The organism is Chryseobacterium sp. SIMBA_029 (assembly GCF_046535275.1).
In the GTDB taxonomy this organism is placed as follows: Bacteria; Bacteroidota; Bacteroidia; order Flavobacteriales; family Weeksellaceae; genus Chryseobacterium.
The window spans coordinates 1-251 of sequence record NZ_JAWRXA010000630.1; the positions used below are offsets into that span (position 1 = coordinate 1).

Annotated in this window: 1 protein-coding gene; it reads right to left on the reverse strand. The window is 38.2% G+C overall.

All coding sequences use genetic code 11. The annotated features are described in order from the left end of the window. Positions 1–251, reverse strand: a 251-nt coding sequence (locus SB679_RS25500) for an aminotransferase class I/II-fold pyridoxal phosphate-dependent enzyme (RefSeq protein ID WP_410705150.1), incomplete at both ends; no start/stop codon positions are given.

Sequence of the window (251 nt, forward strand, 5' to 3'; positions counted from 1 at the left end):
CTTGGGACGAGTAGAACCAAAGTAAAGATCACCATATACATCATCTTCAATCAGAGGAATATTATTTTCAGACAGAAGCTTCACCACTTCTTTCTTATTTTCATCCGGCATACAGCTTCCTAAAGGGGAATTAAAATTAGGAATCAACAGGCACAGATCAATCTTTGGAAGTAATTTCTTTAATGCATCTATTTCTATTCCGGTGGTGGGGTGAGTAGGAAGTTCCAGTACCTTTAGTCCTAATCCATTCG